Origin of the sequence: Rhizobium leucaenae USDA 9039 (assembly GCF_000426285.1) — a bacterium.
GTDB lineage: Bacteria > Pseudomonadota > Alphaproteobacteria > Rhizobiales > Rhizobiaceae > Rhizobium > Rhizobium leucaenae.
On sequence record NZ_AUFB01000001.1, the window covers coordinates 205149 to 227902 of the forward strand.

The 22754-nt window shown below is 59.8% G+C and carries 27 protein-coding genes; 11 read left to right on the forward strand and 16 right to left on the reverse strand.

The annotated features are described in order from the left end of the window. Nucleotides 1-3: 3 nt before the first annotated feature. From pcaG to pcaD, 4 genes are read right to left on the reverse strand one after another with little or no spacing between them, the layout of a single operon-like run. Nucleotides 4-618 (reverse strand): protocatechuate 3,4-dioxygenase subunit alpha, encoded by a 615-nt coding sequence (gene pcaG, locus K290_RS0100895; protein WP_028750120.1) that lies wholly within the window; start codon nt 616-618, stop codon nt 4-6. Further along, nucleotides 618-1367 (reverse strand): protocatechuate 3,4-dioxygenase subunit beta, encoded by a 750-nt coding sequence (gene pcaH / locus K290_RS0100900; protein ID WP_028750121.1) that lies wholly within the window; start codon nt 1365-1367, stop codon nt 618-620. The genes pcaG and pcaH overlap by 1 nt, the downstream gene beginning before the upstream one ends. A gap of 12 nt (nt 1368-1379) precedes the next feature. Further along, nucleotides 1380-1784, reverse strand: a complete 405-nt coding sequence (pcaC, locus tag K290_RS0100905) for a 4-carboxymuconolactone decarboxylase (protein WP_028750122.1) — start codon at nt 1782-1784, stop codon at nt 1380-1382. Continuing rightward, on the reverse strand, nt 1781-2590 hold the full coding sequence (gene pcaD / locus K290_RS0100910; RefSeq protein WP_028750123.1) for a 3-oxoadipate enol-lactonase: 810 nt from the start codon (nt 2588-2590) through the stop codon (nt 1781-1783). Before pcaD ends, pcaC begins: the two co-directional genes overlap by 4 nt. 93 nt (nt 2591-2683) lie before the next feature. Here pcaD and pcaQ point away from each other — a divergent pair, with 93 nt between their 5' ends. Next, the gene (gene pcaQ / locus K290_RS0100915) at nt 2684-3610 is read left to right on the forward strand and encodes a pca operon transcription factor PcaQ (protein ID WP_028750124.1); all 927 of its coding nucleotides are present in this window, start codon (nt 2684-2686) and stop codon (nt 3608-3610) included. A gap of 5 nt (nt 3611-3615) precedes the next feature. On the opposite strand, the gene pobA is transcribed toward pcaQ, so the two are convergent. Beyond that, entirely contained in the window at nt 3616-4788 is a 1173-nt protein-coding gene (gene pobA / locus K290_RS0100920; protein WP_028750125.1) for a 4-hydroxybenzoate 3-monooxygenase, read from the reverse strand. Nucleotides 4789-4902: 114 nt separating this feature from the next. Between pobA and K290_RS0100925 the strand changes: the two genes are divergently transcribed. Further along, on the forward strand, nt 4903-5790 hold the full coding sequence (locus K290_RS0100925; RefSeq protein WP_028750126.1) for a helix-turn-helix domain-containing protein: 888 nt from the start codon (nt 4903-4905) through the stop codon (nt 5788-5790). A gap of 3 nt (nt 5791-5793) precedes the next feature. Here the strand turns inward: K290_RS0100925 and K290_RS0100930 are convergent, their stop codons facing one another. Further along, nucleotides 5794-6549, reverse strand: coding sequence for an IclR family transcriptional regulator (locus K290_RS0100930; protein ID WP_028750127.1), 756 nt, complete (start codon nt 6547-6549; stop codon nt 5794-5796). Nucleotides 6550-6699: 150 nt separating this feature from the next. Here K290_RS0100930 and K290_RS0100935 point away from each other — a divergent pair, with 150 nt between their 5' ends. From K290_RS0100935 to ligD, 5 genes are all read left to right on the forward strand, one after another. Next, on the forward strand, nt 6700-7407 hold the full coding sequence (locus K290_RS0100935; protein ID WP_028750128.1) for a 3-oxoacid CoA-transferase subunit A: 708 nt from the start codon (nt 6700-6702) through the stop codon (nt 7405-7407). Next, a complete protein-coding gene (locus K290_RS0100940) occupies nt 7404-8093 on the forward strand; it encodes a CoA transferase subunit B (protein WP_028750129.1) in 690 nt (229 codons plus the stop codon). Before K290_RS0100935 ends, K290_RS0100940 begins: the two co-directional genes overlap by 4 nt. Before the next feature lie 114 nt (nt 8094-8207). Then, nucleotides 8208-9413: a 3-oxoadipyl-CoA thiolase gene (pcaF, locus tag K290_RS0100945; RefSeq protein WP_028750130.1), complete on the forward strand. Its 1206-nt coding sequence runs from the start codon at nt 8208-8210 to the stop codon at nt 9411-9413. Between the two features lie 148 nt (nt 9414-9561). Continuing rightward, the gene (locus K290_RS0100950; RefSeq protein ID WP_028750131.1) at nt 9562-10356 is read left to right on the forward strand and encodes an SDR family NAD(P)-dependent oxidoreductase; all 795 of its coding nucleotides are present in this window, start codon (nt 9562-9564) and stop codon (nt 10354-10356) included. A 101-nt stretch (nt 10357-10457) separates the two neighbouring features. Beyond that, on the forward strand, nt 10458-11342 hold the full coding sequence (gene ligD, locus K290_RS0100955; protein ID WP_028750132.1) for a non-homologous end-joining DNA ligase: 885 nt from the start codon (nt 10458-10460) through the stop codon (nt 11340-11342). On the opposite strand, the gene K290_RS0100960 is transcribed toward ligD, so the two are convergent. The 6 genes from K290_RS0100960 to K290_RS0100990 form a co-directional block, all read right to left on the reverse strand. After that, the gene (locus K290_RS0100960; RefSeq protein WP_028750133.1) at nt 11339-11923 is read right to left on the reverse strand and encodes a methyltransferase family protein; all 585 of its coding nucleotides are present in this window, start codon (nt 11921-11923) and stop codon (nt 11339-11341) included. The two genes, ligD and K290_RS0100960, sit on opposite strands and share 4 nt — an antisense overlap. Continuing rightward, nucleotides 11920-12657, reverse strand: a complete 738-nt coding sequence (locus K290_RS0100965; RefSeq protein ID WP_028750134.1) for a glutathione S-transferase — start codon at nt 12655-12657, stop codon at nt 11920-11922. The genes K290_RS0100960 and K290_RS0100965 overlap by 4 nt, the downstream gene beginning before the upstream one ends. A 28-nt stretch (nt 12658-12685) precedes the next feature. Then, nucleotides 12686-12976, reverse strand: coding sequence for a DUF3175 domain-containing protein (locus K290_RS0100970; RefSeq protein ID WP_028750135.1), 291 nt, complete (start codon nt 12974-12976; stop codon nt 12686-12688). A 29-nt stretch (nt 12977-13005) separates the two neighbouring features. Continuing rightward, the gene (locus tag K290_RS0100975) at nt 13006-13320 is read right to left on the reverse strand and encodes a hypothetical protein (protein WP_028750136.1); all 315 of its coding nucleotides are present in this window, start codon (nt 13318-13320) and stop codon (nt 13006-13008) included. A 76-nt stretch (nt 13321-13396) separates the two neighbouring features. Next, nucleotides 13397-13549, reverse strand: coding sequence for a hypothetical protein (locus K290_RS37780; protein WP_172831000.1), 153 nt, complete (start codon nt 13547-13549; stop codon nt 13397-13399). A gap of 263 nt (nt 13550-13812) precedes the next feature. Next, the gene (locus K290_RS0100990; protein WP_028750137.1) at nt 13813-14106 is read right to left on the reverse strand and encodes a DUF2934 domain-containing protein; all 294 of its coding nucleotides are present in this window, start codon (nt 14104-14106) and stop codon (nt 13813-13815) included. 335 nt (nt 14107-14441) lie between these two features. Between K290_RS0100990 and K290_RS0100995 the strand changes: the two genes are divergently transcribed. From K290_RS0100995 to K290_RS0101005, 3 genes are all read left to right on the forward strand, one after another. Beyond that, nucleotides 14442-15905 carry a phospholipase D-like domain-containing protein gene (locus K290_RS0100995; RefSeq protein WP_028750138.1) on the forward strand — a complete coding sequence of 488 codons (1464 nt, stop codon included), beginning with the start codon at nt 14442-14444 and terminating at the stop codon, nt 15903-15905. A gap of 124 nt (nt 15906-16029) precedes the next feature. Further along, entirely contained in the window at nt 16030-16869 is an 840-nt protein-coding gene (locus K290_RS33610) for an endonuclease/exonuclease/phosphatase family protein (protein ID WP_037134721.1), read from the forward strand. A 139-nt stretch (nt 16870-17008) separates the two neighbouring features. After that, nucleotides 17009-17755, forward strand: a complete 747-nt coding sequence (locus K290_RS0101005) for a histidine phosphatase family protein (RefSeq protein WP_028750139.1) — start codon at nt 17009-17011, stop codon at nt 17753-17755. A 121-nt stretch (nt 17756-17876) separates the two neighbouring features. On the opposite strand, the gene K290_RS0101010 is transcribed toward K290_RS0101005, so the two are convergent. The 3 genes from K290_RS0101010 to K290_RS0101020 all read right to left on the reverse strand — a co-directional run bounded on the left by K290_RS0101010 (nt 17877) and on the right by K290_RS0101020 (nt 20750). Continuing rightward, on the reverse strand, nt 17877-19010 hold the full coding sequence (locus K290_RS0101010) for a mandelate racemase/muconate lactonizing enzyme family protein (RefSeq protein ID WP_028750140.1): 1134 nt from the start codon (nt 19008-19010) through the stop codon (nt 17877-17879). Beyond that, nucleotides 19007-19912 (reverse strand): 5-dehydro-4-deoxyglucarate dehydratase, encoded by a 906-nt coding sequence (gene kdgD / locus K290_RS0101015; RefSeq protein ID WP_028750141.1) that lies wholly within the window; start codon nt 19910-19912, stop codon nt 19007-19009. The genes K290_RS0101010 and kdgD overlap by 4 nt, the downstream gene beginning before the upstream one ends. An 88-nt stretch (nt 19913-20000) precedes the next feature. Then, nucleotides 20001-20750, reverse strand: coding sequence for a FadR/GntR family transcriptional regulator (locus K290_RS0101020; RefSeq protein WP_037134604.1), 750 nt, complete (start codon nt 20748-20750; stop codon nt 20001-20003). A 104-nt stretch (nt 20751-20854) separates the two neighbouring features. On the opposite strand from K290_RS0101020, the gene K290_RS0101025 reads away from it, so the two are divergent. Then, nucleotides 20855-21652: an NAD-dependent epimerase/dehydratase family protein gene (locus K290_RS0101025; RefSeq protein ID WP_028750143.1), complete on the forward strand. Its 798-nt coding sequence runs from the start codon at nt 20855-20857 to the stop codon at nt 21650-21652. Between the two features lie 48 nt (nt 21653-21700). Here K290_RS0101025 and K290_RS0101030 read toward each other — a convergent pair whose 3' ends face one another. Continuing rightward, nucleotides 21701-22747 carry a sulfate/molybdate ABC transporter ATP-binding protein gene (locus K290_RS0101030; protein WP_028750144.1) on the reverse strand — a complete coding sequence of 349 codons (1047 nt, stop codon included), beginning with the start codon at nt 22745-22747 and terminating at the stop codon, nt 21701-21703. Nucleotides 22748-22754 lie beyond the last annotated feature (7 nt).

The window sequence follows — 22754 nt, forward strand, 5'->3', positions numbered from 1 at the left end:
GGCCTATATATCGAGGAAAACCGTTTCCTTGTCGCCCTGCAAATGCACGTCGAACGTATAGATCGATCCGTCCTGGCTGGCGATGAGGGTGGCAACACGATCGCGATGTTCGATCCTGGCAAGCAAGGGATCCTCCGCATTGGCTTCTGCCTCGTCCGGAAAATACATGCGCGTATGCAGACCGATATTGATGCCGCGCGCGACGATCCACAGCGTAATATGCGGCGCCATCCAGCGCCCGTGCTTATAGGGAACGCGACCGGGCTTTACAGTCTCGAAGCGGAAGACGCCGTCTTCGGCACTGGTTGGACAGCGGCCCCAGCCGACGAAATTCGGATCGGCCGTGCCGCGCATCTCGGAAGGGCTGTTGTACAGCCCGGCGCTGTCGGCCTGCCATATCTCGACGACCGCATCCTTCACCGCCGCCCCGGCACCGTCGAAAATCCGGCCCTTGACCGTAATGCGTTCTCCAAGCGTCCTGTCGTTAATTAGGGATATGCCGAGGTCGGCGTCATAGACACCACCGATCTCGCAAAAATTGGGCGCCAGTCCGATATGGACATAGGGACCGGCCGTCTGCGACGGCGTTTCCCTGAGGTAGCCGATTTTCTGGACCATCAGTTCCCCTCCAGGCGGTTTTCGAACAGGGTCGAGCGGCGGCCGCGCAGTACGATATCGAATTTATAGGCGCGGGCATCCATCGGGATCGTATTGCCCCAGTCGAGCGGCGCGATGAGCTGTTCGATTGCCGCTTTATCCGAGATCGTGCCGACGATTGGACATTTCCAGATCATCGGGTCACCCTCGAAATACATCTGGGTGATCAGCCGCTGCGCAAAACCGTGGCCGAAGACCGAGAAATGAATATGCGCCGGCCGCCAGTCGTTGACGCCGTTCGGCCAGGGATAGGCACCCGGCCGCACCGTGCGGAAGGCATAATGGCCGTCCTCGTCGGTGATGGCACGACCGCAGCCGCCGAAATTCGGGTCGATGGCGGCAAGATAGGTTTCTTTCTTGTGGCGATAACGCCCGCCGGCATTGGCCTGCCAAAATTCGAGCAGAACGCCGGGAACGGGCCGACCCCGCTCGTCCAGCACGCGGCCATGCACGATAATGCGCTCGCCGATCGCGCTTTCACCTGGCTTGGCGAAGTTGTGGATCAGATCGTTGTCCAGTTCGCCGAGTATCGAATGTCCGAACACCGGACCGGTGATTTCGGAGATTGTTCCGTCCAGCGACAGGAGGGCCCGCTGCGGCGAGCGGAGAATCGAGGTCTTGTAGCCGGGCGCGAAGGCCGGCGGATGCCAGGCACGATCGCGGGCGAAAAAGGCGCCGATCTCCGGTTTGCTGTTGGTTTTGTCGGACATGTCTGCCTCGTCTCAAGCCGCCTTTTCGGCGTCCATCTGGTCGAAAACCTGTTTGGCGATCTTGATCGCGTGGTTGGCTGCCGGCACGCCGGCATAGATTGCCACATGCAGCAATGCTTCGCAGACATCGTCCCGCGTCGCGCCGGTATTGCTGGTGGCACGAACATGCATCGCCACCTCGTCGTCCTGGCCAAGTGCCGCCAAAAGCGCGATCGTCACGATCGAGCGCTCGCGCTTGCTAAGCGTCGGGCGTGACCAGACATGCCCCCAGGCCGCTTCCGTGATCAGCTCCTGGAACGGCCGGTCGAAATCCGTTGATCCTGACTGGACGCGGTCGACATGGCTGTCGCCAAGAACGGCGCGGCGCGTCGCCATGCCCTGGAGATAGCGCTCGGACGGGGCGAGAGGATCGTTCATGGGCCTTTTTCTCCATGCGAGGCGAAATCGATGAAAGCGCGGATGACCGCGGTCAGTGCTTCAGGCTGCTCGACACAAGGGATGTGTCCCGCATCCTTGATGACTTCATAGCGCGCGTTCGGAATGAGCTTGGCGGTCGACAGCACCAGTTCCGGCGGCGTCGAGCCGTCCTGATCGCCGACGATGCAGATGGTCGGCACCGCGATCTTCTTCGCCGCCTCGGCGAAATCGGCGTCGCGAAGCGCGGCGCAGGTGGCAACATAGCCCTCTACCGGCTGGCGGATCAGCATGTTGCGATAGCCGCCGAAAGCAGTGTTCTCAGGGCGGCGAAAAGCGGGCGTGAACCAGACTTCGAGAATGCCGTCGGCAATCGACTCGATACCCTCAGCCTCGACCTTGGCGATGCGGTTGTTCCAACTCTCCACCGTGCCGATCTTATGGGCCGTGTCGCAAAGGATCAGTGCCCGCACCAGATCCGGGCGCTGCCGATAAAGCGATTGCGCAATCAGTCCGCCGACCGAGAGGCCGCAGACAATGGCGTTCTTCACCGCCAGCAGATCCAACAGTCCGGCAAGATCGGAAGCATGATCCTCCATCGTGTAGGGCATCTGGCCGAGGCCGGAGAGGCCGTGGCCGCGCTTGTCGTAGAGCACGATGGCAAAATCGCCGGCCAGCCGCACGATCACATCACGCCAGATGCGGAAATCGGTGCCGAGCGAATTGATGAACACAAGCACCGGCTTGTCACCGGCAGCGCCGATGATCTGATAGTGGATCGTAACGTCGTTGATGCGGGCGAACTGCACTGGAAATCTCCTCGGCAACAAGATTGGATGTTTAATCTGGTTAGGTAAAATGATATTTCATGGCTTTTTAATAACTCCGGGGTTATGAAAATCATGATCGACTCCCGCGTCAAATTCCGCCATCTGCAGACCTTTGTCGAGGTCGCGCGCCAGAAAAGCGTGATCAAGGCGGCCGAACTCCTGCATGTCAGCCAGCCCGCGGTGACCAAGACTATCCGCGAGCTGGAAGAGGCGCTGGGCGTCGCTGTTTTCGAACGCGACGGGCGCGGCATCAAGATCACTCGCTACGGTGAAGTCTTCCTCCGCCATGCCGGGGCGGCGCTTACGGCGCTGAGGCAGGGCTTCGACTCCATTTCGCAGGAGCGGTCCGGCGAAGCGCCACCGATCAGGATCGGCGCCTTGCCAACCGTCTCGACGCGGATCATGCCGAGAGCAATGGAGTTGTTCCTGAAGGAGGAAACCTGGAGCCGCATCAAGATCGTCACCGGTGAAAACGCGGTGTTGCTGGAACAACTGCGCGTCGGCGATCTCGATCTCGTCGTGGGCCGCCTGGCCGGTCCCGACAAGATGGCCGGCTTTTCCTTCGAGCATCTTTATTCCGAGCAGGTCGTCTTCGTGGTGCGGGCAGGGCATCCGCTGCTTGCGGCGAAACAATCGCTGTTTTCCAATCTCGGCAAATACACGATCCTGATGCCGACGCGCGGCTCGATCATCCGGCCCTTCGTCGAGAGCTTCCTGATCGCCAATGGCGTCGCCAACCTGCCGAACCAGATCGAGACGGTGTCGGATTCCTTCGGCCGCGCCTTCGTGCGATCGAGCGATGCCGTCTGGATCATCTCGACCGGCGTCGTCGCCGGCGATGTCGAGGACGGCTTGCTCAGCCTGCTGCCGATCGATGCCAGCGAAACGAAAGGTCCCGTCGGGCTTACCATGCGCACCGATGCCATTCCCACCATGCCGCTGTCGATCCTGATGCAGACGATCCGTGAGGCGGCAAGCGAGGTGGCCAAGAAGAGTTGAGCTGCCTAATACGGCAGACCCACATAGTTCTCCGCGAGAGCCGTAGAGGCGGCGCGGGAATGGGTGAGATAGTCCAGCTCCGCCTCCTGGATCTTCTGGTCGAAATCGCTGGTGTCAGGGAAACGATGCATCATCGTCGTCATCCACCAGGAGAAGCGCACGGCCTTCCAAACGCGAGCAAGGGCATGGGCGGAATAGGCGTCCAGGCCGGCGTTGGACCGATCCTGATAATGTTCGGCAAGGCCCGAGAAGAGATAGTGCACATCGCTTGCCGCAAGGTTCAATCCCTTGGCTCCGGTCGGCGGCACGATATGGGCGGCGTCGCCGACGAGGAACAGGCGGCCGAAGCGCATGGGCTCGGCGACGAAGGAGCGCAGCGGCGCGATCGATTTCTCGAATGAAGGCCCGGTGATCAGCGCTTCGGCATGGTGCGGCGGGAGGCGGCGGCGCAGCTCGTCCCAGAAGCGATCGTCGCTCCAGTTTTCGATCTTCTCGTCCAGCGGACATTGTAAGTAATAGCGGCTGCGCGTCATCGACCGCATCGAACAGAGCGCAAAACCACGCGTATGGTTGGCATAGATCAGTTCATGATTGACCGGCGGAACGTCGGCGAGCAGGCCAAGCCAACCAAAGGGATAGATTTTCTCGAAGCTGCGGATCGATTTTTCCGGCACCGACTTGCGGCTCGCACCATGAAAGCCGTCGCAGCCGGCGACAAAGTCGCAATGAATATGATGGTTTACGCCATTTTTCTCGTAGGTGATATAAGGTGCGCTTCCCTCGAACTCGTGAGGCTGAACATTGGCCGCATCATAGATCGTTGAAGCGCCGCTCTGTTCGCGATGGGCCATCAGATCGCGGGTGAGTTCGGTCTGGCCATACACCATGACGCGCTTGCCGCCGGTGAGGCCATGGAGATCGATGCGATGATCACGGCCGTCGAAGGCCAGTGAGAAGCCGTCATGCGGCAGGCCTTCGGCATGCAGGCGTGCGCCGGATTTCGCCTTGTCCATCAGCCCCACGGTGCCTTCCTCCAGGACGCCGGCGCGGACGCGTCCGAGAATATGGTTCTTGCCGACGCGATCGAGGATGACATTGTCGATGCCGGCTTCCGTCAATAATTGCCCCAGCAGCAAGCCGGATGGGCCTGAACCGATAATGGCCACCTGAGTGCGCATGTTCTCCTCCCGCGCTTCGTCTTTTTTTCCAATTCTGCGCGGTGGAGCGAATGCCAACAATGGACATTTCGCCCAAGAAATTGCACAAATCGAACATGGCGGAGGGAGAGAACCGTGTCGAAATCGGTGCCGACCTATGAACTCTACGGCGAAAATACCGGCAAAAAGCCGGATTTCTGGCTGCATTGCGAGACGATCCCGTCGCGCAGCAGCCTGCATCATTGGGAAATCCGACCGCATCGCCATGAGCGCTTCTTCCAGATCCTGTACATAGATGCCGGTTCCGGCGATGCGATTTTTGACGGCGAAAGCCGCGCCATTATGCCGCCAGCGGTCATCACCATCCCGCCGCGCCTCAATCACGGTTTCCGTTTTTCCCGAGACATCGATGGCTTCGTCATTACCGTGCTGATCTCGCATCTCAAGGCAGCGCCCGGTGACCGCAGCCGCCTCGGCGAATGGCTGGCCGTGCCGCATTTGACGCGGCTCGATATGAACCATGGAGACGCCGCTCATGTCGCCGGAACCTTGAAGCGCCTTTGCGATGAATTCGCCAATCGCCGCAGCGGCCGCAATGACCTGCTCGAAGCCTATCTGACCTCGGCACTGTTTCTGACCGCTCGCCTTTCCCAGCAGGGAGTCGAAGGGCAGGGTGCGTCCGATGAGGGCGAGCGGCGGATGGAGATGCTGTATGGCCTGGTCCAGCGGCATTTCCGCTCGCATGAGCCTGCCGCCTTTTATGCCGAAGCGCTTGGTATCTCACCGACACATCTGAACCGCATCGTACGCGCCAAGACCGGCCATGGCGCCCATGAGCTGATCGCGCGCAAGCTGGTCGACGAGGCCAAGCGCGAACTGGTCTTTACCCTGGGCAGCGTGCAGGAGATCAGCTATCGCCTGGGCTTTACCGATCCCACCTATTTCTCACGTTTCTTCCTGAAACAGACGGGTGAAACGCCGCGTGCCTGGCGCATTGCCGAACGCGCTAAGCTTGGGATGTAACACCTATCGCAGAACCAGTCGCAACATCTTCTGCGTTTCCCGCAGCAGCGGCAGATAACGTTCCGCCATATCGGCAGCGGCTATGTAAGCGGCCGGTGCGCCGATATTGATGGCCGCAATTGTCTGCCCACGATCGTTCTCTATGGGAACGGCGATGGAGCAGAGGCCGATTTCCAGCTCCTGGTCGATGATGGCATAGCCCTGAGCCCGTACCCGGCGAAATTCAACCATCAAGACTTCCGGGTCCGTCTTGGTGTTCGGTGTATTGGCCTTGATCTCCGAGCGGGCGAGCACGGCGCGCGCCTCGCTTTCTGGCAAGCCGCTCAGCAGAACACGGCCCATTGAGGCGCAATAGGCGGGCAGACGGCTGCCGGGGGTGAGATTGATCGACATTACCCGGCGCTGCGAAGCGCGAGCGATATAGACGATCTCGGTGCCATCCAGCACCGAAGCTGAAGCGTTATGGCCGGCCCGCTCCGAGAGCTGGTCGAGATAGGGCTGGATGATCGTCGGGAGCGGCGTCGCCGACAAGTAGGCGTGGCCGAGCCGCAAGATCTTCGGCGTCAGCGTAAAGAACTTTCCGTCATATTCGGCATAGCCGAGTTCAGCGAGCGTCAGCAGCGAGCGGCGTACCGTGGCACGGTCCAGCCCCGTTAGTTTCGAAGCTTCGGCAATCGACAGTCTTTGACGAGTCTCGCCAAAAGCTTCGATTGTTTTCAATCCTTTGGCAAAGCCGCTTACAAAATCGGTTTCACGCATAGTCTTCCTCCGATCAAAAACACGTTGTGCGATATGTGAACAAAAGTCAAATAACGCACAAAATGATTGCCGCTCAACGCATGCTGATCTATTCGAAAGAAGAGGACGGGGCGTCTCAATCCGCCCGCAATGGCAAACGGGAGAATCCCTATGGACAAGACAATCGCGAGCACGACGGCTGCGGTCGCGGACATTGGCGATGGTGCGACCGTTATGATCGGCGGCTTTGGTGGCTCCGGCGCACCGATCGAACTCATTCATGCGCTGATCGACGGAGGCCCAAAGAACCTGACCGTCATCAACAACAATGCTGGTAACGGGCGTATCGGCATCGCTGCGATGATCGATGCCGGCATGGTCAGGAAGATGATCTGCTCCTTCCCGCGCTCATCCGATCCACGCGCTTTCACGGACCGCTATCTGGCCGGCGAAATCGAGCTGGAACTGGTGCCTCAGGGGACTCTCGCCGAACGCATCCGTGCCGGCGGTGCGGGCATTCCGGCTTTCTACACTCCGACCGCCTACGGCACCGAACTCGACAGCGGCAAGGTCATCGCGGAGTTCGACGGCCGACACTATGTTCAGGAGCGCTGGCTCAAGGCCGATTTCGCTATCGTCAAGGCGCATGTCGGCGATGTGCAGGGCAATCTCATCTACAACAAGGCCGGTCGCAACTTTAATCCACTGATGTGCATGGCCGCGACCAGGACGATCGCGCAGGTCTCCAAAATCGTCGCAGCCGGCGAACTCGATCCGGAACACATCATTACTCCCGGCATCTTCGTCAACGGCGTCGTGGAAGTCGCCGATCCGCAACAAGAAGAAGACCTTATTCGAGCCGGAGTGGCCTACGTATGACCATCGACACGCGCGAAAACATCAAACTCACCAATGCCCAGATCGCTTGGCGCGCGGCGCAGGATATCCAGGATGGCGCCTATGTGAATCTCGGCATCGGCTTTCCGGAAATGGTCGCCCGCTACCAGCCTCCAGGGCGTCAGGCGATCTTCCACACCGAAAACGGCATCTTGAACTTCGGCGAGCCGCCGGCGGAGGGTGAGGAAGATTGGGACTTGATTAATGCCGGCAAGAAGGCCGTGACGCTGAAGCCCGGCGCCTCCTTCTTCCATCACGCCGATAGTTTCGCCATGGTGCGCGGCGGCCATCTGGATGTCGCGATCCTCGGTGCCTACCAAGTGGCGCAGAATGGCGACCTCGCCAACTGGCGCGTCGGCTCCAAGGGCGTGCCTGCCGTTGGCGGGGCCATGGACCTGGTGCATGGCGCCAAGCAGGTTTTCGTCATCACCGAACATGTCACGAAGGACGGCAAGCCGAAACTAGTAGAGGCCTGCACGTTCCCACTAACCGGCGTCAGCTGCATCACCCGGGTCTATACAAGCCACGCAGTCATCGACATTGCCAAGGAAGGTTTCGTCGTTCGCGAAAAGCTCGCTGCCATGACGATGAACGAGCTGCAGGCGATGACCGGCGCGCCGCTCCATACAGACCGTCCTGTTGCCGACCTCATCGTGCCGACGCTTTAAAGCGCGTTGCGATCTTTCAGGTTCGCCCGATATGCTTTAAGCTTAGAATAATTTCGCATGTCGTTATCGCAAACCGCCGCATATTTTTGCGCGACGTGCAGTAGGGAGAAGACCATGACCGAAGCCTTTATCTGTGACTATATCCGCACGCCGATCGGCCGTTTCGGCGGTTCGCTTTCCTCCGTCCGCGCCGACGATCTCGGCGCCGTGCCGCTGAAGGCGCTGATCGCGCGCAATGGTAAGGTCGATTGGGAAGCCGTCGGCGATGTGATCTACGGCTGCGGCAACCAGGCAGGCGAGGATAATCGAAACGTCGCCCGCATGGTGGCGTTGCTCGCCGGCTTGCCGGTTTCTGTCCCGGGCACGACCATCAATCGCCTGTGCGGCTCCGGCATGGACGCTGTCATCACAGCGGCACGAGCCATTCGCGCCGGCGAGGCAGAGCTGATGATCGCCGGCGGCGTCGAGAGCATGTCGCGCGCGCCCTTCGTCATTCCCAAGGCCGACGGCGCCTTTTCCCGCAATGCCGAAATCCACGATACCACCATCGGCTGGCGCTTCATCAATCCTCTGATGAAAAAGCAATACGGCGTTGATTCCATGCCGGAAACCGGTGAGAATGTCGCCGAGGACTACAAGGTCAGCCGCGAAGATCAGGATGCCTTCGCGGTCCGTTCGCAGGCCAAGGCTGCGGCCGCGCAGGAAAACGGCCGCCTCGCTAAGGAAATCACGACTGTGACCATTCCTCAGCGCAAGGGCGATGCGATCATCGTTGGCAAGGATGAGCATCTCCGCGCAACGACAATGGAAGCGTTGGCAAAGCTCGGTACGCCCTTCAAGAAGGAGGGCGGGACTGTGACGGCCGGCAATGCCTCCGGTGTCAACGACGGCGCCGCGGCGCTGATCATCGCCTCGGAAGCGGCGGCGAAGAAATACGGCCTAACGCCGATCGCCCGCATCCTCGGCGGGGCTGCCGCTGGCGTACCGCCGCGCATTATGGGCATTGGCCCGGTCCCGGCCTCCCGCAAGCTCATGGTCCGCCTCGGCCTGAAGCAAGAGCAGTTCGACGTTATCGAGCTCAACGAAGCCTTCGCCTCGCAGGGCCTTGCCGTGCTGCGCGAACTCGGCATTGCGGACGACGACGCCCGGGTCAACCGCAATGGCGGCGCCATCTCGCTCGGCCATCCGCTCGGCATGTCCGGCGCTCGTATCACTGGGACGGCGGCGCTGGAATTGAAGGAGACCGGCGGGCGCTACTCGCTCTCGACCATGTGCATCGGCGTCGGCCAGGGCATTGCGATCGCGCTCGAGCGCGTCTGACGGCATCACAGGAATTTGACGGCGGGCGACCGGGGAGTTTCCCTGCCGCCCGCTTTTGTTTGCGCCGATTGCCATTGCCTGTTCGCGGTCGCCAATGATATTACCAATGCCAATTGTTTTAGCTTTTTGGCATTCAGGAGGAGTCGTCATGGCAGAACTCGCGCAACTACTCGCGTCCATCCGCATTCCCGATCTCGCCGGCAAGCGGGTGCTGATATCAGGTGCCTCGACGGGCATCGGCGCGGCTCTTGCCAAAGCTTTTGCTCAACAGGGGATGAAGGTCGGCATCCATTTCAACGCCAGCCGTGAACCGGCCGAAAAGCTGGCGGCGGAGATCACCGCCGGCGGCGGCCATGTGCATCTGGTCCAGGGCGATGTTTCGCAGGATGGCGAGACCGAGCGGATCGTCAATGAAGCGGCGGAAGCGTTCGGCGGCCTCGATGGCCTGGTGAATAATGCCGGCGGCATGCTCGGCCGCGTGCCGACCTCGGCAATGACGGACGAACACTATGAGCGCGTGATGAACCTCAACGCCCGCTCGGTCCTCGCGGCAACGCGCGCTGCGCATCCTTATCTCAAGAAGCAGGGTGGTTTCATCATCAACACGACTTCGATCGCCGCTCGCAACGGCGGCGGCAACGGCGCGATTCTCTATGCGGCATCCAAGGGCTTCGTTTCCACCATCACCCATGGCCATGCCAAGGAGTTCGTCGGCGACAAGATTCGTGTCAATGCGGTGGCGCCGGGCGTCATCGCAACCCCCTTCCATGAGCGCTACACCAACGACGAACAGATGGAACTGCAGCGCAAGACCATCCCGATGGGCTTTGTTGGCACCTCGGAAGATTGCGTCGGCGCCTACCTTTTCCTCGCTTCGCCGACCCTTTCCGGCTACATCACCGGGCAGGTCATCGAGGTCAATGGCGGCCAGCTCATGCCGTAATACGGGGCTGGCAATCGACTTTTTGCGCCGGGCAATGGTAACATTTGCTCGGCGCAGTCGTTTTAAAACGATATGAACATCTATGATGGAGCCTACGCGGCATGGCAAAGACGCCCACTCAGGAGCTTAGGACCTCCGTGCAATTGACGCATCCTGACCGGATCTATTGGCCGGATGACGGGGTCAGCAAACAGGATCTCGTCGACTATTATGCGCTTGCTTGGCCGCGTATGGCGCCCTTCGTGGTGGATCGGCCGTTGGCATTGCTGCGCTGCCCGGATGGCATCAAGGGCCCGCGTTTCTTTCAGAAACATGCTTGGAAAGGCCTCAATTCGCATATTGAAGAGATCGCTGACCCGGAAGAGGAGGGCGGTGAAAAATTATTGCGGATCAGGGATTTCGACGGGCTTGTTGCACTGGTCCAATCCGCCTCGCTTGAAATCCACCCCTGGGGTACCACGACGGCACATTGGGAAAAGCCGGACATGATCATCATGGATCTCGATCCCGGCGATGATGTTGCCTGGAAAGCGGTGATTGCGGCGGCGAAGGAGATAAAGGAACGCTTCCATGCTTTGGGGCTTGGCTCCTTTGTCAAGACCTCCGGCGGCAAGGGACTGCACGTCGTCGCGCCCCTGAAGCCGAAGGCGACGTGGCCGGACGTCAAAGCCGCGGCGGAGGCGATCGCAGATGGCATGAGCGCCGACAATCCCGAAAAATATCTCTCCGTCGCCGCAAAGGCGAAACGGGCCGGTCATATCTTCATCGACTATCTGCGCAACGGCCGCGGCAACACTGCCGTAGCACCCTATTCGACGCGTGCAAGGCCGGGAGCGGGAGTGTCGATGCCGCTCGCATGGGACGAATTGACGGATCGCGCCGGCCCATCTTCATTCACGGTAAAGAATGCAGCCTCCCGGCTCGGCGAACGCTCCGCCGATCCGTGGGCTGATTTCTTCCAGGCGGCTAAACCGCTGAAAAGCTAGCCATACGCGACGAATGGCACCAGCGCCGGCGTTTTGGTTTTATAGTCGGCATAAGCCCGGCCGAATGTCTCGCTCATCCAGCGCTCTTCGATGTTAACCCGGCGCAGAACCGCGTACAGCATGAACGCGATCGCCAGCATCGCACCAATATGGCCGCGGGCGAGTGCCGAGCCGATTATGGCAAGCAGCAGGCCGGAATAGATCGGATGGCGGACGATCGCATAAGGGCCAGTGCGGATCAGCGCATGATCTTCCTTGACGGTGATTACGCCGCTCCAATTACGGCCGAGGTGATAGCGCGCCCAGACGGCGAAGGCGAGGCCGATGACGGTCAGAGCCGCGCCGATGCCGTAATAGATCAGGTTCTGCGGGACGAGCCGGAACGACAGGAGACCGAGCCGGGCTCGCGGCGCCGCCAGCAAAAACGCGCCGATCCAGATAGGTGCCGTGTTCGACAGCCGCGACAAGGGATCCTCGCTCCGGGTCGTCTTCTTGACGCGAAACGACGCGATGAACCAAATCAGTGCCCAGACGCTCCAGCAGACCGGCAGGAAAAGGGGCAGCAATGTTGCTTTGCTCATGCCGCATTCTTATCCAATTCCGGATAGTGCCGGAAGATGCCATCTTCGTTGAAGGGAATGCGGCGCTCCGATTGGAGATAGCGGGCGATGTTCGGCCGTTTCGCGACCGCATCATGCAGAGCCGCCAGATGCGGATACTGGGTAGGCAGATGTGCCGTTGCCCGGGGGAAGGCGTAACGAAGGCCCTCGAACACCTGGAACAAGGACAGATCGACATAGGTCAGCCGATCGCCGAATATATGCGCCGGCCCTTTTGGATTCTGCCGCAGAACCCGCTCGAAATAACCTAGGAATTTCGGCATGCGGTTATCGATGAACTCCGCGGCACGGGCCTTGGCTTCCTCCTTCTGCTCCTCGTAATATTTCGAAGTGGCGATGGGGTGGTGCGTATCGTGCACTTCCGCAACAAGATCGGTAATCGTCAACTGTAATCCATGCACGACATGGCGCGCGCCTTGATCCTCCGGCGTCAGATCAAGTTTCGGCCCTAGATACATCAGGATATTGGCGACATGGGAGATGATGAGATCGTCGTCTTTCAGGAAAGGCGGAGCCAGCGGGATATGCGCCTCGGACTTGCTCTTCATCACCGCCATCATCGCGTAAATGCCTTGGCCTTCGCTCGCCGGACCGCGGCAGACGTCGATATAGTCGGCGCCGGCTTCTTCGAGCGCCAGGCGCACAAATTCGCCACGCCCCTGGATGCCGTCCCAATAATAAAGCTCATAGGGCATTCAAAAATCCTTCCGTCCCGTAGCAGGCCTATTTCGGTTCGCGGCCAAAATCCTTGCGCAGCTCATCCTTTGCGGCTTCGAGAGTCTTTTTCTGCCGCTTGCTGAGATGGTTGCCGGCGCGATTGATGTAGAAACTTAGCATCGACATGGCGGAACGGAAGGGGCTGGACTTGCGCCGATCGCTTGCCTCAGCGGAATGTTTGAGAGAATCGGCAATAGCCTTCGGATCGTTCGATTTGAAAACCCCGCCTTTCAAATCCAAGGCGTCGCTGTTCTCGGTCACCTTATGTGACCATTTTTTCTTTTGGGACCGGGCCATAGCGGGGCTCCTTTCCTCAGACATATAAGTCAGTGATGAGCGCGGTGCTCATTGCGCTTGCGGGTGGCGGCGGCCTTCTTTGCCGATGCCGAACGTTCGCTTGCAGAGCGGCTTGCGGATGCCTTGCCTCCGATGCGCCCGCCTTTTTTGGAGGATGCATGGCTTTCGCTATGGCCTCGGCCCGAGCCGGATTTTTTACCGCCGCCGCTTTCCTTGTTCACGGTCGCCCAGGCGCGACGTTCGGCTTCTTCATCGGAAACGCCACGGCTTTCATAGCTTTCCTCGATATGCTCAGCCTTGCGCTTCTGCTTGTCTGTATATGCGGATTTGTCTCCTCGCGGCATGGTCTTTCTCCTTGTTGCCTATGAGAAAACCAACCCAACGCCACGCAAAAAGTTCCGATTTCAGCGGAATGCGCGATCAGTTCGAAACATCGGGGAGCGGTGGCGCCGTCGCAGTGTGCGAATCCTCGGCCGACGCCGGGAACACGATGCCGACGGAACGGTCTATGATGAGGATCAGCACCAGCGCCGTGAGGAGATAAAGGGCGGCGAGAACGATGAGCGATACCATGGAATTACATCGCTGTGGTCATGAAGCAGCAGCCTGCCCAGGCGACAGCCGGAACAAAGACTTCAGCGCGATTCACGTCTTCATAGCACATGGCGAGGCTCCCTCTTCGCCAAGTACCAGGAATATGTGACATCTATTCCCGCGATACGCGTAATTTGCCGAAATTGTTGGGAATTTTAGTGACGTGACGCAATAAGCCGGCGGCCCGGTCCTAAGCCGGGCCAATCATATCGTCGACTATATCGTCACCCGCGAAGTTGACGTCAGATTTTCGCGTCGGAGGTCTTTTTCGACGCCCGTTTCGTCGCAGCCTTTGTGGACGCTTCTGTCACGGCAGCAGCCATGACGGCGGCCGCGGCCTTACCCTTTATCTTGGGTTTGGCTTCCGTCTTGGGTTTGGCCTCGACTTTCTCCTTCTTGCCCGCCTTTTTCTCAAGCGCAATGCGCTCGCTGGTCGCCTGTTCCCAATGAACCGCATCACGGCCGGAGGGATATCCTTCTGCCTCCCAAATGGCGTAGGCGCGCTTTTTGATCCATTCGTCCCGGGATTCCAACATTGCTGTTCTCCGTTTGCGTCATTGATCATGGTTGATGAAAAATGCCCGTCTTGAAATGCGGGCTTTCATGCTTTCCCGAGCAGGTTCTGAGGGGCCATGGAGAAAATTCTCCCTGTCCTGACACTCAGACTGCCGCTGGTGCTTCGCACGAAAAACTTGGTGTACCGTGATGGACGACAGCGAAGCGACCGAACCGTCAATATGGCGGCAGCGCGACCGTCATTCAATTTAAAAACATCTAATACACAACCTTTTCATAGAGCCGCTGTCGAAGGGGCCGGGGAAGGAGCCTGCGATCGATTGCAGCTTTCGCGGGCAAAGTTATACTCGCGCGCATGTTCGACCTGGTGATTGCCCATTGGGGCCAAATTCTTGCTATCCTGTCCATCGCCATGGGGACGGTGGCCGCCATTCATGCGGCGATGACGAAGGAAGAGGTTCGCGCGGCGATCGGCTGGGTCGGCGTCATCATCCTGTCGCCCATCGTCGGGGCTCTGCTCTATGCAGTGGCTGGCATCAACCGCGTCCGCCGGGCATCGCTGAGTTCGCAGCGCAATGTCCTGTTCCAGAAGGATGCCTCGGGCGTGCTCGCCAGCTTCGACGCGCAGGGCGAAGTCGTCCGAAGACTCTTTGGCGAGCGCTTCGGATCCATGAAGACGCTTGGCGACCGTGTGGCGCGCTATCCGATGAGCACCGGCAACACCATCGAAATGCTGGAGAGCGGCGATGTCGCCTATGCTGCGATGAAAGCCGCCATCGACGGCGCCGAACGCAGCATCCTGCTGGAGACCTATATTTTCGACCGCGACCCGATCGGTCTGCGCATCGCCGATTCGCTGATCGAGGCTGTCAAACGCGACGTCAGCGTGCGCGTGCTGATCGATGCCGTCGGCGCCCGCTATTCGGTGCCGAGCATTATGGGTTATCTCAGGGAAGGCGGCGTGCAGGTGGACGTCTTCAACGGCAATGTGATCATCGGCCTCAGGCTGCCCTATGCCAATCTGCGCACTCACCGCAAAATCCTTGCCATCGATGGCCGTATCGCCTTCACCGGCGGGATGAATATCCGCCAGGGTTTCACTCGGGAATTCGCCAGCGACCATTGCGCTCGCGATACGCATTTCTGCGTCACCGGTCCCGCCGTCGCCGATCTCTTCAACACCGCCGCCGAGGACTGGCGTTTTGCCACCGGCGAAGCGCTGAGCGGCGATCACTGGCGGATTGGAACGCCGGCAAACGAACCCGGCGCGCCGGTCTTCATGCGCGTCATCGCCTCAGGCCCCGACCGCAGCGTCGAGACGAACCACAAGATGCTGATCGGCGCGTTCTCGGTCGCCCGCACCTCCATCCGCATCATGTCGCCCTATTTCCTGCCGGATCGGGAGTTGATCAGCGCGCTGGTGACAGCGGCGAGGCGCGGCGTCGAAGTGGATGTCATCGTCCCCGCCGCCAACAATCTTGTGCTTGTCGACCGTGCCATGACCGCACAATTCGATCAGATGCTGAAGGATTATTGCCGCATCTGGCGCGCGGACGGGCCTTTCAATCATTCGAAACTGCTGACGATCGACGGTACCTGGGCCTATGTCGGCTCTTCCAATCTGGATCCGCGCTCTCTGCGGCTGAATTTCGAGGTCGATCTGGAGGTTATGGACCGCGGCTTTGCGGGCGTCCTCGACACGCGTATCGGCGCGATCCTCGAAACGGCTATCCCCGTTGAGCTCGGCAAGCTCCGCGCTCGCCCCTTCGTCGTTCGCCTGATAGAAAAGATCCTGTGGCTCGGTTCGCCCTATCTCTGAACAAAATGGCACAGTCCGTCTTTCTACAGACAAGCCTTTTCACATGACAAGGCCGGCTATCACTCCCTATACTCCCGAAGATGCAGCTCGGCACGCTTTGGCAACGGAAATGGTCAACGGACAGATGCGGAAAAAGAACGAAAGTCTCCGTGCAAGCATTTTCGAGACCTTGAAGAACAGAAAGAAGTTGCGGACGGCGCATGCGGGTGAACGAACCCGTCCGGAAGGCACATTGATCGCCTCCTACAACGTCCATAAATGCGTCGGCGCCGACCGTCGCTTCGATCCGGAGCGGATCAGCCGCGTCATCCATGAAATCGATGCCGACGTCATCGGCCTGCAGGAGGCCGACACGCGGTTCGGCGAGCGTACCGGTCTGCTCGATCTGCGGCGGCTCGAGCGCGAAACCGGGCTTATTCCGGTACCCGTCGCGGGCACGAGCAAGGCGCATGGCTGGCATGGCAATGTCGTGTTGTTCAAGCAGGGAACAGTGCGCGACGTGCACCAGATCAGCCTGCCGGGGCTCGAGCCCCGCGGCGCGCTGCTCGCCGAAATCGAACTGGCTCGCGGGGGGGCGCTCAGGATCATCGCCGCCCATCTGGGGCTGCTGCATAGCTCGCGTGCCCAACAGGCACGTTTGATCGTTGACCTGATGAGCACCGAGAACGACACGCCGACCATCCTTCTCGGGGATCTCAACGAATGGCGGCTCGGCGACCGCTCGTCGCTCAACACCTTCCAGGCCGCCTTCGGCCCGCTGCCGCCGGCTGTGCCGAGCTTTCCCTCCACCCTGCCGCTGCTGGCGCTGGACCGCATCATGGCTAATCGCCGCGGGCTGATCTCGACGGTGGAGGTTCATGACTCGCCTCTGGCGCGCGTCGCCTCGGATCACCTGCCGATCAAGGCAGCTATCAGCCTGGAAACACTGAGGGCCGAAACAGAGGCACGCGCCGAATCCGCTTGAAGGGAAATGACAGGTCAGATCAAATCCCCCGGCTGCCGTTTCGATCAATCATCTAGGTGCGGTTGCGCAAATGCGTTGCACGCTCTGCACTCCCCCTTCATGATGGCCTCGATTTCAGATCGAACAATGCGGATAGTTGATGCATATCTTTCTCGTTCGGCACGGCGAATCCCTTGGCAACATCAGTGAGCAGGCTTACCGGCAGTTCGGTGATCACAATGTTCCATTGACGCAATGGGGTTATCGGCAGGTGCTGGAAGCCGGGCGCGTGATCGCACCCCATTTTGAAGGCCGGACAAACGCCGAATTACCGAAACTGAGCATTTGGTACTCGCCTTATTTAAGGACGCGACAGAGCAAGGATGCCTTGCTCGAAGTCTTGCCGGGCGAGTTGATCGCGGACATTAGGGAGGATTACCTGTTGCGGGAACAGGATTTCGGCCTCTTTACCGAAATCTACGACCGCGCCGAGCAGAAGCGGAAGTTTCCCGAGGAATTCGAGAAGTGGGCCAGGCTGCGCAACAATAATGGGAAATTTTACGCGAGACCGCCGGACGGCGAGAGCAGGGCGGATGTGGCACAGCGCGTTCGCCTGTTCCTCCAGACCGTGATGCACGAGGCCAAGCACGGCAAGAAAAATGTGATTATCGTTGCCCACGGCGTCACCAACAGGGCGTTCGAAATGAATTTCCTGCACCATTCCGTCGATTGGTTCGAACGTTCGGACAATCCGGGAACTGCGGATGTTACATTGATCGAGGGCACTGCCGCGGAAGGCTATACGTCAAGCCTGATCCATAAGGCCGTCGACCGCGCAAAGGGGCAGGAAGGCGAGTTGCGGGATGCCTATGGTTCGGAGTTGGCAGTTACCGCAAAGACTGGATGATCAGGCATATTCCGCAGCCGCGCATCCAGGTCGGATGCCGATTCAGCCGAATATGGCTCAAAATAACCGATTTAGGAGCTTCAGCCTTCGACGGCTGAAGCTCCCGCCAAATTGATTCCCCTCAATCTTTCAAACGGTATTGCTCCAATGCGTCGCGGTTGATCTCGATGCCGAGACCCGGACCGTCGGGAATGGCGACAATGCCGTTCACATGCTCCAGCGGTTTTGTCAGAACGGCCTGGCGGAACGGATTGTGGGTACGGTCGAATTCCAGGATCGGTGGACGGCCATTGCGGCGCGGCGGGTCCGGGGGCAGGGCGGCAATGAATTGCAGACCGGCAGCGATGGCGACGCCAGTTCCCCAGACATGCGGGACGAGCCGAACGCCGTTGATGGCGGCCATATCGGCGATCCTGCGCATTTCGCTGAAACCACCGGTGCCGCAAATATCGGGCTGGATGATGTCGACGGCGCGGGTCTCCAGCGGCTCGCGCATGCCGAAGCGGCCATGCCAGGTCTCTCCGCCGGCAACCGGGATAGGCTGGCCGGCCCTCACGGCGCGATAGGCACTGAGCTGTTCCGGAATGACCGGCTCCTCGAACCAATCGACCCCGTACTTGGCAACAGCATTGCCGACCGTGCAGGCTTCCAGCGCATCGTAACCGTGATTGGCATCGATCATCAGCCGGATATTCGGACCGATCGCTTCGCGTACGGCGCGGATCACGGCGATATCCTCTTCGACATCGAAGCCGATCTTGATCTTCACCGCATGGAACCCTTGGGCGACATAGGCGGCGGTTTCGGCGTCAATATCGGAAACCGGATCGACGCCGTCCTTGCGGAAGGAGCCGGTAGCATAGGCTTTCACATCTTCGCGGAAGCGGCCGCCAAGCAGCCGCGACACCGAGGTGCCATGGTGTTTGCCCTTGATATCCCAGAGTGCGATGTCGATGCCGCTGAGCGCTGTCACCGTTAGGCCGCGCTGGCCCTGGTCGCGCAGGAGATTGTAGAGTTCGAGCCAGATCACCTCCGTATCACGCGGATCGCGGCCGAGCAGGCGAGGAGTGTAGGCTTTCACGACGGCAGCGTTGGGACCGGCCGGGCCAAGGCATTCGCCCCAGCCAACGGTACCATCGTCGCAGACGATTTCCACGAGGCAATGCTGTCGGCGGTCGAAGCGCATAGAGGCGCTTTCGAAGGCGTGATTGAGCTTATGGTCGAGCAGATGGGTGTGGACAGCGGAGATTTTCATGGGCGGTACGGCCTGATCAGATCATCGAGCATGGCGACTTCCTCTTCGGTCAGGTCGGTCAGCGGCGGGCGGACCGAACCGGCATCAAAACCGAGCAACCGGACGCCAGCCTTAATCGCCGACACTGCATAGCCTTTTTGGCGGTTGCGGATGTTCATGAAGGGATAGAAGAAATCGACCAGCAGTTTATTGGTCGTCGCCGTGTCGCCGGCGCGCAGCGCCTTGTAGAAATTTTGCGCCAGGGCCGGCACGAAGTTGAAGACGGCCGAGGAATAGGTCGTAACACCCGCGCCGAGATAGGCGTCGGCGAAAAGCTCTGCCGTCGGCATGCCGCCGAGATAGGTCAGGCGCTCGCCCATCGTCGCGGTGATCTTGCGCACCAGGCCGATATCACCGGAGCCGTCCTTGAAACCGACGAGGTTCGGACAGGCATCGCAGAGCCGCGCAAGCGTTTCGGCGGTCAGGATGGAATTGTCTCGGTTATAGACCATGACGCCGATCGAAACGGCATCGCATACCGCCTTGATATGCTGGAACATGCCGTCCTGCGGCGCGTCGATCAGGTAATGCGGCAGAAGCAAAATGCCGTCGGCACCAGCTTTTTCCGCCGACTGGGCGATCTGGACGGCGATGCGCGTGCCGTAACCGCAACCCGCGACAATCGGCGTATCACCCGCGGCCGCCTTTGCGGCGCTGACGATCGCCGGAATTTCATCCGGTGCCAGCGAGAAAAATTCCCCGGTACCGCCAGCGGCGAAAAGCACGCTTGCCTTGAAGCCCGAAAGCCAGGCGACGTGATCGCTGTAGGCTGCCCGATCGAAACTGCCGTCTTTGCCGAACGGCGTCACGGGAAAAGACAAGAGCCCGGCGCCAAGCGCGGCCTTGAGAGCTAACGGGTCCATGGACACGACGATTCTCCAAAATCCAAACGAATTGATGGGAACATAGAGGACATATGACAACAGTCAATCTGTTATCATATATCTACATTCAAGAGTTTCTTCGGATCAGGCTGCGATATCGCTGCTGACTGCCCTTCAGATGCAATCGCATCGCCTCGCGTGCGCCGTGTTCATCGCGATCCGATATGGCTTCCGCGATGTGCCGATGTTCTGTTTGGATTCCTGCCAGATAGTCGGCGGACGCGATCTCGTCCGCTTGGTCCTGCAGGAAGGAGCGGGGAATTGCCCTCTTGCCGGTCAGTTCCAGAAACTCGCGAAAACGCGGATTGTTGGTTGCGTCGGCGATCGCGAGATGAAACTCGAAATCCGCCTCCGACGTCGCAACGCCGCGCTCCATGGCGCGATCGATATCCTCGAAGCGCTCGATAATCGCCTCGTCTTGTGCGGGGGAACGGCGGGCGGCGGCGAGGCCGGCGGCCTCGGTTTCCACGGCGGCGCGCAATTCCAGCATTTCGATGATGGACGAGATTCGACCTGAATCGCTGTTCAGCAAGCCTGCGACGGGGAAGGGTCTTGCGTGACTGACGAAGACGCCGACGCCGTGGCGCGCCTCGACCAAACCATCGGCGCGCATCGAGGCGATTGCTTCGCGGATAACGGTGCGACTGACCTTGTATCGGTCGGTGAGGCCGCTTTCGCTCGGCAGTTTTTCACCAGGCTTTAAAACGCCGCCAAGGATCTCCTGGCGCAGTTGTTGGCCGACGATATCAACGAGATTACGCCGGCCGGCCGGCCGTTCGCTACGCTCCCTTGCCTTTATCGCTGCATTCCGCGGCATTCCAACGTCCCCAAGTTTCGAGTATTGAGATTACAGATATATGATGACGAACGGAAGCCCATATTATAAGTTCCGTCTCGATGATACCGATATGGGAGAAAACCATGCTGAAGACTCTGTTGATGACCGGTGCTGCCGGGGGCGTTGGGCAAGCGCTGCGGCCACTTCTTTCGCAGGTCGCCGAGACTATCGTGCTCTCGGATATTGCGCCGATCGACGATCTGCGTCCAAACGAGCGCTTCATTGCTTGCGATCTTGCTGACCGCAGCGGCGTCGAGGCCCTGGTCAAAGGTGTCGACGGCATTATCCATCTTGGCGGCATTTCCCTGGAAAAGCCCTTCGACCTTATCGTGCAGGGCAACATTGTCGGCCTCTACAATCTTTATGAAGCGGCCCGCGCCGCCGGCAAGCCGCGCATCATTTTTGCGAGCTCCAATCATACGATCGGCTACTATCGGCGCGATGAGCGTATCGACAATAGCGTACCCACTCGCCCCGATTCGCTTTACGGTGTCTCGAAGGTCTACGGCGAAGCCTTGGCGAGCCTCTATTTCGATAAGTTCGGGCAGGAGACCTTGTCGGTACGCATCGGCTCCTGCTTTCCGGAGCCGCGCAATCCGCGCATGCTCGCGACATGGCTAAGCGCCCGCGATCTGATGACGCTTTGTGATCGCGCCTTCGAGACTCCTCGACTCGGGCATACGATCGTTTACGGCGCCTCCGATAACGACGAACAATGGTGGGACAATCGCAACGCTGCCTTCCTCGGCTGGAAGCCGCAGGACAGTTCCTCGCCTTGGCGCACCGAAGTTCTGGCGAACGCCTCGCCGGAAGACCCGAGTGATCCGGCCGTCATCTATCAGGGCGGCGGCTTTGCCGCAGCCGGCCATCCGGAAGATTAAGGTTGAGGAGGTCAGCAATGGCCGGAATGGCGATCCGCTTGCAAAGCCTCAGTCGCCGTTCCGAAACAATCTCCAGCGCGTCGGCCTGAAAGCGATGCGATTGCGGTCAAGCGCGCCGGCTTTGTCCGGCGGCAGCTCGATTTCGATAGGCTCATGATGGGCACCGATATTCATTTCGAGATGGCGAGTGCCGGCAACGCGGCGGCTGGATGTCAGCAGTCCGGCGATGCAGCCACTGTCGCCATCACGGAGCTCGATATCGTGTGGGCGAAAATGGAGGTAGGCCCCGCCATCGGGCTCACGCAGTGCGCTGAGGCCGAGGGGCCGATCTTCGAACCAGATTTCACCGTTGGAAATGCGCACCTTTACGCGGTTGGACTGGCCGATGAAGCCGTAGACGAAGGGCGAATTCGGCGTATCGTAGATCTCATCCGGCGTCCCGACCTGTTCGATCGCGCCCTTGTTGAGCACGACGACACGGTCGGCCAGTTCCAGCGCCTCCTCCTGATCGTGGGTGACAAAAACGGTGGTGTGGCCGGTTCGATCATGAATTTCGCGCAACCACTTGCGCAAGTCTTTGCGGACTTGCGCATCGAGCGCGCCGAAAGGCTCGTCCAAGAGCAGTACGTTCGGCTCGACCGCCATGGCGCGGGCGAGCGCCACGCGCTGCCGCTGACCGCCGGACAATTGCGCCGGATAGCGCTTTTCGAGGCCGCTAAGCTGCACCAATTCAAGCAGTTCGAGGGCGCGGCGATGGATTTCGGCGCGGGGAGGGCGGCGCGACGCCGTCCGTACCTTCAGTCCGAAGCCGATATTGTCCAATACCGTCATATGGCGAAACAGCGCGTAGTGCTGAAACACGAAGCCGATATTGCGCTGCTGTACCGTCTTCTTCGACGCATCTTCATCGCCGAAGAAAATCCGGCCGTCGGTCGGCGACTCCAATCCGGCGATCAAACGCAACAGCGTCGTCTTGCCCGAGCCGGAGGGGCCGAGGAGTGCGATAAGTTCACTGGAGCGGATATCCAGAGAGACATTATGCAGCGCGGGAAAGCGGCCGAATTCCTTGCGCAGGTTTTGAACGCGAACTTCCATCAACAAT